General features: G+C 43.1%; 7 protein-coding genes. All 7 read right to left on the reverse strand.

Annotated features, from left to right (window positions below):
* Positions 1-8: 8 nt before the first annotated feature.
* Complete coding sequence (locus WKI42_RS08535) at positions 9-557, reverse strand: GNAT family N-acetyltransferase (protein ID WP_368081690.1); 549 nt, start codon at positions 555-557, stop codon at positions 9-11.
* Entirely contained in the window at positions 554-1006 is a 453-nt protein-coding gene (locus WKI42_RS08540) for a GNAT family N-acetyltransferase (protein WP_368081691.1), read from the reverse strand. The genes WKI42_RS08535 and WKI42_RS08540 overlap by 4 nt, the downstream gene beginning before the upstream one ends.
* Before the next feature lie 9 nt (positions 1007-1015).
* Positions 1016-2350, reverse strand: a complete 1335-nt coding sequence (gene murC, locus WKI42_RS08545) for a UDP-N-acetylmuramate--L-alanine ligase (RefSeq protein WP_368081692.1) — start codon at positions 2348-2350, stop codon at positions 1016-1018.
* A 10-nt stretch (positions 2351-2360) separates the two neighbouring features.
* The gene (locus WKI42_RS08550) at positions 2361-2978 is read right to left on the reverse strand and encodes a cystathionine gamma-synthase (RefSeq protein WP_368081693.1); all 618 of its coding nucleotides are present in this window, start codon (positions 2976-2978) and stop codon (positions 2361-2363) included.
* 47 nt (positions 2979-3025) lie between these two features.
* Positions 3026-6124 (reverse strand): DEAD/DEAH box helicase, encoded by a 3099-nt coding sequence (locus tag WKI42_RS08555; RefSeq protein WP_368081694.1) that lies wholly within the window; start codon positions 6122-6124, stop codon positions 3026-3028.
* A gap of 92 nt (positions 6125-6216) precedes the next feature.
* Positions 6217-7383, reverse strand: a complete 1167-nt coding sequence (locus WKI42_RS08560) for a MalY/PatB family protein (RefSeq protein WP_368081695.1) — start codon at positions 7381-7383, stop codon at positions 6217-6219.
* Positions 7384-7390: 7 nt separating this feature from the next.
* Entirely contained in the window at positions 7391-8485 is a 1095-nt protein-coding gene (locus tag WKI42_RS08565; RefSeq protein WP_368081696.1) for a cystathionine gamma-synthase, read from the reverse strand.
* Between the last annotated feature and the right edge of the window lie 192 nt (positions 8486-8677).

Consider the following 8677-nt stretch of genomic DNA (forward strand, 5'->3'; position numbering starts at 1 on the left):
TGACGAAGTCAGTCACATATATACGGTAAGGCGACGCTGACGTGGTTTGAATTTGATTTTCGAAGAGTATTAGCTTCCCAGACCATATCATACCAAGTTTCCCCTGCAAAGGTTGACTGGGACAAGCCTTCGTTGACAAATCCATGTTTTTCATAGTAGGCGATGAGATAGTCATGACAGGTTAGGTTAATACCTTCTCTCTCATCTTCAAGAGCCAGTTTTTTCAAGGCTGTTAGCAATTTCTGACCCAGTCCGAGGCCCTGTGCTTCCTTTGCAATCGACAGACAGGTGACAGAGATATAGCCACTCGACTCATGACTATGGTCTTTTATTTCTTCTGTAAAGGACCGGTCTTGCAGATGACGATGGGGGCCAACTGGCCCTTCGATATAACCCATGATTCTACCCTCTTTTTCTACAACCAGAAAAGAGGTCTGTATTTCTCGCAAATGCGCTTCAAAGACAGAGCGAGGAATGGCTTCTTCGACCGAGAAATTCTCTAGTTCAATCTCGACAATCCGACCCAAATCTTCTAATCTTGCTTGTCTGATCTTCATTGTACCTCCAGATAAAAGGGATTAAACCAAATCATACTAAACCCCTGGCTAGTTGCAGTTTCTTCATCAATAAAACCGTTCATGTCAAAATAGGAAAGCAGCTCATCAGGACTCTCCAAACGAATCCCTCTGTAATCCAGCTCAACTGCCACCTCTTTCAAGGCTGCAAGAAGAAGTGTTCCCAAGCCCTGTCTCTGATGGTCAGCCTTGATGACTAAAGAATGTATTTTTAGACATTGCGGATTGTCTGACTGAGGACTTGATAGAATATAGCCTAAAAGTTGATTTTCATCCCTAGCTAGAAGAAAGGTATCCGCACACTTACGGATACTTTCTTCTAAAATATGGGCAGTAAGTTGCTTTTCAGCTGGAAAAGACGAAGTTTGAATTGCCTCTATCTCAACCAAATCAGACTGACTTGCCTGAATGATCTTAATTGGAATTTCCATAAGAACATCCTACTGAACATTGCTTGTCAAGTTTGACAAGAGACGCTCAAATGAGTATTCATAGGTTTGGATGTCTCCTGCCCCCATAAAGACATAGACAGCATTGTCATGGTCTAAGAGAGGAGATACATTTTCAACAGTGATCACTTGGTGTTTTTTGTTGATTTTATTAGCTAAATCTTCTACCTTGACATCTCCATGGTCCACTTCACGAGCAGATCCATAAATTTGTGCTAGGTAAACGGCATCCGCTTGGTTCAAAGCGTGGGCAAAGTCGTCCAACAAGGCAATGGTTCTTGTAAAAGTATGCGGTTGGAAGACCGCTACAATTTCCTTGCTTGGGTATTTCTGACGAGCCGCATCCAAGGTCGCAATGATTTCTGTTGGGTGGTGGGCAAAGTCATCGATAATCACTGTATCATTGACAATTTTCTCAGTGAAACGACGCTTAACACCGGCAAATGTTTTCAAGTGCTCACGCACCAAGTTCAAATCAAAGCCTGCTGTGTAAAGAAGACCAATAACGGCAGTTGCATTCATGATATTGTGGCGACCAAAACTTGGAATGTGGAATTGCCCCAAGTCTTGTCCACGGAAATGAACCGTGAAGGTTGAACCAGTTGTTGAACGAAGAAGCTCGCTAGCTACAAAGTCATTGCCTTCTGCTTCAAAACCATAATAATAAATCGGAGCATTGGCTGTAATTTTACGCAATTCTGCATCTTCACCATAGACAAAAAGACCCTTGGTAATTTGTTTGGCATAGTCGTTAAAAGCATTGAAAACATCCTCGAGACTTGTGAAATAGTCTGGATGGTCAAAGTCAATGTTGGTGATAATAGAGTATTCTGGGTGATAAGGCATGAAGTGGCGCTCATATTCGTCAGATTCAAAGACAAAATATTTGGCATTGGCCGAACCACGACCTGTCCCATCCCCAATCAAGAAGCTAGTGTCTGTGATGTGAGACAAGACGTGAGACAACATACCTGTCGTTGAAGTTTTTCCATGCGCTCCAGCAACTCCCATGCTGACAAAGTCACGCATAAAGCTTCCTAGGAATTCATGGTAACGTTTGTAGCTGATGCCATTTTGGTCTGCATAAGCAATCTCGACATTGTTATCTGGGCGGAAGGCATTTCCAGCGATAATTTCCATATCTCCATCTAGATTCTTTTCATCAAAAGGAAGAATGGTAATTCCTGCCTGCTCTAGACCGCGTTGAGTAAAGTAGTATTTTTCAACATCTGATCCCTGTACCTTATGCCCCATTTGGTGCAACATCAAGGCCAAGGCACTCATCCCTGATCCCTTAATTCCGATAAAATGATATGTCTTTGGCATGATTTCTCCCCTATTCTGTAATTCTTGTCAGATTCAACTCTTGGGCAACCCGACGTTCTTGTTCTGTTTGTTTACTTTTTTTATTGTAGATTTGGCTCTTTTTCAGAAAATCATAGTTGTTTTTCTTTGGAGCAGGTGCTGACACTTCTTCATTCTTGGTAGGGATAGAATGAACTTCTTCCGCCAAGATATAATGAGACTGGGTCAATTTTTGGCTATACTTCACCAATTCACCAGGATTTTCCTTTTGGAAAGGCGCTGTCGGTTGATTGCCCTTTCTAAGGAGGCCAGATTGAGAATGACGTCTCGCACGGCTGAAATCTTGAGTTAAATAGTTAGCAGAGCGTTTCTTTTTCAAGTCTGCACGCGCTTCTTCACGCGCCACCTCCGCATAGCTCTTTCCTTCTTTTTTAACTCCTAAAGGAGCCTTTTTAGGTTTCTCTACTTGCTTTTCAATCGGTTTGACTGGTTTTTCTTCAGTAATAGGAGCCCATTCTAAATAATTTTTATCTCGATACTCACCCTTGATATTACTGATCAGATCAGACTCATCGTACAAGTTCATGACTGGCATTTCAGTCAACATGACCTCGTCATCTGACACCAATGGAAATCGTTCTTGTTTCATTTTCTATTTCCTTTCAACACTTCATTATAGCGTATTGTCTTGATTTTTCAAGTGCTGGCTTCAGAAATTCCCAAAATTTCTCTAATTTCTGCTAGGGTCAGACTGCCACGTGACTCTGTTCCGTCCAATACTTGTGACACCAGATGTTTCTTTTGCTCTTGGAGTTCCTGAATTTTTTCTTCAATGGTTCCCTTGGTCACTAAGCGATAGACCTCAACCGTTTCTTCCTGACCCATCCGATGGGCACGGCCAATGGCTTGCGCTTCCACCGCAGGATTCCACCAAAGGTCAACCAAGATAACCGTATCAGCACCTGTCAGGTTCAGACCGACCCCACCCGCCTTGAGGGAAATCAGAAAGGCATCTCTTTCCCCTTGGTTAAAGGCCTTGGTCATGTCTTGTCTTTCCTTGGCTGGGGTTGAGCCCGTAATTTTAAAGGAAGTCAAACCCAAGTCTGGCAGTTCTTGTTCAATTTTCTCCAACATTCCCTTGAACTGGGAGAAAATCAAGACACGGTGTCCGCCGTCTGCTACCTGTACCAGCAGATCTCGGAGACTATCCAGTTTACCACTGGCACCCTGATAATCCTCCATAAAGAGGGCAGGAGTATCACAGATTTGACGCAAGCGCATCAAACCAGATAAAATTTCAACTCGACTTCGCTGAAATTCCTGATCTGACACTTGAGCCAGACGGTCTCTCATCTGTTGCAACTGGGCTAGGTAGATAGCCTTTTGCTGGTCTTCCAGTTCATTTTTATAAACCACTTCGATCAAGTCTGGCAATTCGGTCAGAACTTCTTCTTTCTTGCGCCGCATAACGAAGGGCTTAATAAACTGAGCCACACGCTCGGCTGGCAATTTCATAAATTCTTTCTTACTTGGCAAGAGTCCTGGCATGACGATTTGGAAAATAGACCACAACTCACCCAGATGATTTTCAATAGGAGTTCCTGACAAGGCAAAGACCGACGGCACCACAAATTGTCTCAAGGTCTGGGCAATCTTGGTCTGGGCATTTTTCATGACCTGAGCCTCATCTAAGAAAAGGAAGTCAAAGGCCATCCCATGATAAAGATCACTGTCCTGACGGAAGGTAGCATAGCTGGTCACATAGATTTGATGGCTTTCGGCAAGAATCTCTTCACGACTCGTTTTCAAACCATGAACAACAGCTACATCCAACTGTGGGGCAAATTTCTGAAATTCATCTGCCCAGTTGTAAATCAAACCCGACGGAGCTAGAATCAAGACTCGACTTTCTTTTGTCACTTGACTGGTCAAAAAAGCAATGGTCTGAAGGGTTTTCCCCAATCCCATATCATCAGCCAAAATCCCACCAAAACCATAATGATGGAGCATTTGCAGCCAGCCGATTCCCTTTTCCTGATAATCTCGCAAATCAGCCTGAACCTGAGTTGCTTGTCGAGGGAAGTCCTCTGGATGCGTCAAATCGTGGGCCAGATTCTGAAATTCTTGTGAGAAAGAAACACGGTCTCGCCCTTCAAAGAGATGGGCTAAACTGTAAGCCAAAGATTTTCGAGTCTGCAAGGTCCCATCTTTTAATTCAAATTGTCCCAGTTCCTGTAGATTTTGGCGAATCTTCTTGGTTTCTTCATCGAAAAAGTAGACTTGATTGGACAAATCAATGTAAAAATCTTGATTGTCAACCAAGGCCTGCATGGCTTGATCAATTTCCTCTTGGGCAATATCTTGAAAATCAAACTGGATTTCCAAGAGACCTCCCTTGGAAGCAATCTGTACTTGAGGGCTTGCTAGGTTATAGAGTTCTTCTAACTTGTCTGATAAATCAACATTCCCGAGTTTTTCAAAGACCGGAATAATTTCGTGAAAGAAATGATAAACAGACTCCGCTTTTAGGGCCTGACGCCAAGATTGAAAGTCTGCTTCAAAACCAGCTACCAAACAGACTTGGAAAATTCTTTCTTCTAAGTCCGCGTCACTCGAAAATGGCAATTCTTCTAGCTCTTGTCGGCTAGATACCTGTCTATCCCCATAATCAAACTGGATTTCTAAACGAATTCGATTGTCTTCTTCCCTGTCAAAGTAAAACGATGGCGAAAACGTTTTGATTTGTAAGCGTTCTGGAGCTGAGACAGTTCCCATCTGGCCAAAAAGAGTCAGACAAGAAGCCAACTTATCTCGGTCACTGCTATCAAATTGCAGGTATTTCTTGCCATGCTGATCCACAGGCAGCGCTTTGATCTCCTTGAGAAGACGCATCTGCTGGTCTGTTAGAAAATAAACCTGTCCTTTATGGAACAGCACAGCTCCCTGATAAAAGACATTGACCCTTGGACTCTCACTGATTTCCATTTCAAAATAATCCGAGTATTCTGTTACTGTAAAGGCAAAGAGATTGGCATCAGCATGCATATCCTGAAAAAGTAGGCTCTGGTAGCTATCCACTTGATGATCAAATTGAAAATGGGGCAAGGTCATCAGTAAATTCACACCCTGCTCAAAAAAGGTCAGAGGAAAAAAGAGATGACGACCCTGGTTTTGGAAAAAGAGGTCTGGAGCCTGTCCTTCCTCCGTCAGCCCTCGCAAGAAAGTCAGAAGTTCTTGACTAGCCTCATCAAAGGATTCCCAAGACAAGGACTCCTCATAAATCTTGCCAATCATATAAGACTTTCTCTGCTCGACAATCCTTAAAAAGAGTGGAATATCCCGAATGACGTAGTATTTTTGGCTATTGATTTGGCCGACTCTCAGAGTCCACAAGATATGATTGCTTCCTGCTTCCACCTGACCCACAGCCGACAACTCATAGGCTCGGTCTGATTTTGGAGATAAGATTCGGTCTAAAAATTTACCGCCCAAGGTCACCTTGGTTTCAACGGCCTCTTTTTCTTCATGACCTTCTGCCAAACCCTGCAAGATTTTTTGACCACGCTCATCATTTTTCAGAAAATGCTCCAGAGCTGCCAAATGCACACAGTAGCCCCTCTTTTGGAAAAAATCGCAGGCACAAAAAACCAAATCATCCTCTAAACTATAGCGCAGTTCTTCTTCTGCAACGCGAGCGTAGAGCCGATTGTTCTTTTCCTTGATAATGTCAACCTTACCGGTTTCATAAAGGGCAACGCCTTCGATACGGACTTTCCCCGGAATCAATTTAGCCATATTTTTACCTTTACCTTATCTTTTTATTATACCATATTTTTACCTATGAAAATAGCCTTCTAAGGATACTTTTCTCCTAGAAGGCTGGATTTTTAACGTTTGGCAAAAGTAGCCACAATCCGCTGACAAACTTCTTGCAGCAGAGACTTAGGCATGGCTACATTGAGGCGGGCATGGAGACTTCCTTCCTCTCCAAAATCCAAACCACGGTTAAGGATAACCTTAGCTTCATTTCTCAACAGCTCTTGCAATCTTTCATCAGTCAAGTCATAGGCTGAAAAATCAAGCCAAATCAAGTAGGTCCCTTGCGGTTTCATGACCTTGATTTTAGTCTCTGTACCAAATAAATCCACCACATAATTGATGTGGTCTTCAAAGACTTGCTTGAGTTCCTCTAGCCAATCTTTACCGTATCGATAGGCAGCTTCTGTCGCCAAATAGCCCAAGCCTGAAATTTCATGCTGGTTATTGGCTAACTGGCGTTTCTGGTAAGCCACTCGCAACTTAGGATTTTCAATGACTGCATAGGAATTTTTTGTCCCAGCGATGTTAAAGGTTTTAGTTGCACTGCTCAAGACAATCGCAAAATCTTTAAAGTCAGGGTTGACAGTATTGAAAGACTGGTGTTTGTGACCAAAGAGGGCCAAATCTTGGTGAATCTCATCCGAAACCAACAAAACACCGTGGTTTTGACAGAGTTGGCCAATCTTTTCCAACACTTCCTTCTCCCACACACGTCCACCAGGATTGTGAGGATTGCAAAGAATATAGAGTTTGACCTCCTCTTCCACCAAATCCTTTTCAAGTCGGTCAAAGTCAATCTCAAACAGACCATCCTTTTCCACCAAAGAATTGGTAATCAATCTGCGATTGTTCAACTTGACACTGCGTGCAAAGGGTGGATAGACAGGTGTGTTAATCAAAACAGCCTCGCCTTCTTTTGTAAAGGCTTGAATAGCTGTTGAGATGGCTGGTACCACACCCTCAATAAAGACAAGAGCCTCTTTGTCAAAGTGGTAACCGTGTTGTGTGGCTTCCCACTTTTGAACTTCCTTAATTAAGTCTTCACTGGCATAAGTATAGCCATAAACCAGTTGGTCTGCGTAAGTCTGCACAGCTTGGCGGATTTCAGGCAAGACTACAAAGTCCATATCCGCTATCCAAGCTGGTAGGACTTCACTATCCGTTTCTGCTTCTTTCCATTTAAAGGTATGATGCCCTAAACGGTTTGGCAGGCTTGTAAAATCATATTTTCTCATCTTTGTCTTATCCTTCCAAGGCTTGGCGCAAATCTGCAATCAAATCTCTAGCATCCTCAATCCCAATTGACAAGCGCAAGAGGTCATCTGTCAAACCATAAGAATGGCGCACTTCTGCTGGAATATCAGCGTGAGTTTGCGTCGTTGGATAAGTAATGAGACTTTCTACCCCACCCAAACTTTCGGCAAAAGAGAAGACCTTAAGACTGTTCAAAATGTGAGGAATGCGTGTTTCATCGGCTACTTTAAAGGAAATCATGCCCCCACGACCAGTATAGAGAACTTCCTTAACTGCTGGAGAATCCTTCAAAAAGGCAACCACTTCTTGGGCATTAGCTGTTGAGCGCTCCATACGAAGAGACAAGGTCTTGAGACCACGAATCAATTGATAACTGTCAAATGGTGACAAGACTGCCCCTGTCGTATTGAGATTGTAAAAGAGCTTTTCGTATAGTTCTAAACTATTGGTCACAACCACTCCAGCCAAGACATCGTTGTGGCCTGCCAGATACTTGGTTGCTGAATGAAGAACCATATCTGCTCCATCTTCAATAGGACGTTGGTAGATAGGGCTGTAGAAGGTATTGTCCACCACCACTTTGGCACCCTTAGCATGGGCCAATTTTGCCAGTTTTTCGATGTCAAATTCCAACATTAAAGGATTGGTTGGTGTTTCGATATAGAGAACATCCACATCCTTCTCCAACTCGGCAATCAACTCTTCTTCTGTATTGGCATAGGTAAAATGGAAACGGCCTTCCTGCTCCACTTGATTGAACCAGCGGAAAGAACCACCATAAAGGTCACGGACAGCCAAGACCTTACTTCCTACTAGAAAAACGCTAAAGGCCAGTACAATAGCTGACATTCCTGAGCTAGTAGCTAGGGCATAGTCTGCGGACTCGATAGCCGCCAAGACTTCTTCCGCCTTACTGCGAGTTGGGTTTTTGGTGCGCGTATAGTCAAAGCCAGTAGATCGACCAAACTCTGGATGCTGATAGGTCGTTGAAAAATGAAGCGGTGTCACCAATGCACCTGTCGCTTCATCTGACTTAATGCCCGCCTGGGCCAAAATTGTGTTAATGTGTAATTCCTTGCTCATACAATTCCTCCAAATCTATAGTAACTATTGTACCACTTATTTTCATCAACTCATTTTCTTCTTTTCAAGAGCTAGTTATAGTTTCAAACTATAGACTTATACTCTTCGAAAATCTCTTCAAACCACATCAGCGTCGCCTTGTCGTAGGTATATGTTACTGACTTCGTCAGTTCTATCTGCAACCTCAAAACC

Origin of the sequence: Streptococcus pseudopneumoniae, assembly GCF_038148935.1 — a bacterium.
In the GTDB taxonomy this organism is placed as follows: domain Bacteria; phylum Bacillota; class Bacilli; order Lactobacillales; family Streptococcaceae; genus Streptococcus; species Streptococcus pseudopneumoniae_U.

Excerpts from the sequence above, each read along its gene's own strand:
- WKI42_RS08535 (WP_368081690.1), bottom strand. The coding sequence starts at position 557 with ATGAAGATCAGACAAGCAAGATTAGAAGATTTGGGTCGGATTGTCGAG.
- WKI42_RS08540 (WP_368081691.1), bottom strand. The coding sequence starts at position 1,006 with ATGGAAATTCCAATTAAGATCATTCAGGCAAGTCAGTCTGATTTGGTT.
- murC (WP_368081692.1), bottom strand. The coding sequence starts at position 2,350 with ATGCCAAAGACATATCATTTTATCGGAATTAAGGGATCAGGGATGAGT.
- WKI42_RS08550 (WP_368081693.1), bottom strand. The coding sequence starts at position 2,978 with ATGAAACAAGAACGATTTCCATTGGTGTCAGATGACGAGGTCATGTTG.
- WKI42_RS08555 (WP_368081694.1), bottom strand. The coding sequence starts at position 6,124 with ATGGCTAAATTGATTCCGGGGAAAGTCCGTATCGAAGGCGTTGCCCTT.
- WKI42_RS08560 (WP_368081695.1), bottom strand. The coding sequence starts at position 7,383 with ATGAGAAAATATGATTTTACAAGCCTGCCAAACCGTTTAGGGCATCAT.
- WKI42_RS08565 (WP_368081696.1), bottom strand. The coding sequence starts at position 8,485 with ATGAGCAAGGAATTACACATTAACACAATTTTGGCCCAGGCGGGCATT.